The organism is Mesorhizobium sp. M7A.F.Ca.US.006.04.2.1, from assembly GCF_004022915.1.
GTDB classification, from domain to species: Bacteria; Pseudomonadota; Alphaproteobacteria; order Rhizobiales; family Rhizobiaceae; genus Mesorhizobium; species Mesorhizobium ciceri.
Window position 1 is genome coordinate 1 of record NZ_RZQA01001111.1, and the last position, 1,693, is coordinate 1,693.

Here is a 1,693-nt window from a genome sequence, read left to right on the forward strand (position 1 = left end):
GCTCCGGCCTGGTGCCATCCAGCTCGATAGACCCGGCGGCAAGCTCGCTTGCCGCCGGGTCTATCGAGCTGGATGGCACCAGGCCGGAGCTTGCCCTTGGCCGGTGGCGCGATCCGGACGCCGTCACCGCGTTGCTGGCCATGCTGTCCATCGAAGCATTCTTCACCCTGCCGCGCGACAGGCTGCATTCCTGCCCTCGCTGTGGCTGGCTTTTCCTCGATACGTCGCGAGGCGGCAAGCGGCGCTGGTGCAGCATGCGCACCTGCGGCAACCGCGAGAAGGTGTCGCGCCACCGAGATCATACCGACGTCTAGACTGGGTTAGCGCACCACGTCGCCTTTGCTGCGGGCGGGCCGGATGCCGGCGCGTCACTCCGGAAGACCGGCCTTGCGAAAACCATCGACGAAATGCTCGAGCGTAGCGGCGTCGCGGAATGGCTCGGTCGTCGCCCAGTGATGGGTTGTGAAATGCGGGTTGCCGACGAGGAACAGTTCAGCCTCTGCGCGCGCCTCGTCGAGCCGGCCGAGTTGGGCCATGCTTGCCGCCAGGAAACGGCGTGAGCTTGTGCGATAGGTCTCGTCACGGCGCAACGTCTCGATCGCGGCTTGGTAGTCGCGCGCCGCATATTGCGCCTGGCCGAGCGTCAGATAGTACCAGCTCGCCGGAAACGGGTTCAGCCGGAACGCCTTGCCGATGTGCTCGAGGCCCTCTTCGACCCGTCCGGCCAGGACCGCGATGTCGGACAATGCCGCCCAGGTGTCGGCCTCGTTCGGGTCGAGCTCGATCGCTTTGGCGAATTCCGCATCCGCTTCAGTGAAGCTGCGCTCATAAGCAAGCAGATAAGCCAGGATCCAGCGACAACCGGCGTCGTTGGGATCGATCGCCACCGCCTTGCGCGCCAGCTCCAGGGCAACGCTGCGGGCAGCCTCGGTTGGTCCGCCCCAATGCACCTGTCCCATCCAGTGGTTCATGGCAAGCCAACGATAGGGCTCGGCATAATCAGGATCGAGCGACACCGCGCGCGTCAGCATCAGATGCGCTTCCTGCGCCATCTGCGGCGAGTCGTCGATCAGCTTTCGCGCCCGCACGCAGAGGTCGTAGGCCTCCAGATTTCGCGGCCGATTGCGCGGCGGCGGCGCGCGCAGCCGGCCAAGCAGCGCTTCCACGATCTTGGCCGTCACCTCGTCTTGAACGGCAAAGATATCCTCCAGGCCGCGATCGAAGCGTTCCGCCCACAGATGATCGCCACTCATCGCGTCGACCAGCTGTGCGTTGATGCGCACGCGCCCCGCGGCGCGTCTTGCACTGCCTTCCAACAGGTAGCGCACGCCAAGATCCCCGGCGATCTCGCGCACGTCCATCGCTTTTCCCTTGTAGGCAAAGGTCGAGTTGCGGGCGATGACGAACAGGCCGGAGATTCTGGACAGGTCGGTGATCAGGTCTTCCGTCAACCCATCCACGAAGGGATCCTGCTCGGGATCGTTGCTGAAATTGACGAAGGGCAGCACGGCTATCGACGGTTTGTCGGGCAGCGGCAAGGGTTTTCGCCTGGCCTCGCCCAGCTGTTCGACGGCCCCCGTGAAACGGTAGCCGACGCGCGGAACGGTGGATATCCATTCGCCGTTGTCGCCGACGGGCCAAGCAGCTTGCGCAGCTGCGCGATCTGGACGGTGAGATTGCCTTCCTCGACGGC

At 65.0% G+C, this 1,693-nt stretch carries 1 protein-coding gene and 1 pseudogene; one reads left to right on the top strand and one right to left on the bottom strand.

Going from position 1 to position 1,693, the window contains the following annotated elements:
- A partial coding sequence (locus EN925_RS34800) for a CGNR zinc finger domain-containing protein (RefSeq protein ID WP_164894620.1) occupies positions 1 to 314 on the top strand: 314 nt, incomplete at its 5' end.
- A gap of 54 nt (positions 315 to 368) precedes the next feature.
- On the opposite strand, the pseudogene EN925_RS34805 reads toward EN925_RS34800, so the two are convergent.
- Positions 369 to 1,693: pseudogene (locus tag EN925_RS34805) on the bottom strand (adenylate cyclase); the annotation flags it as partial.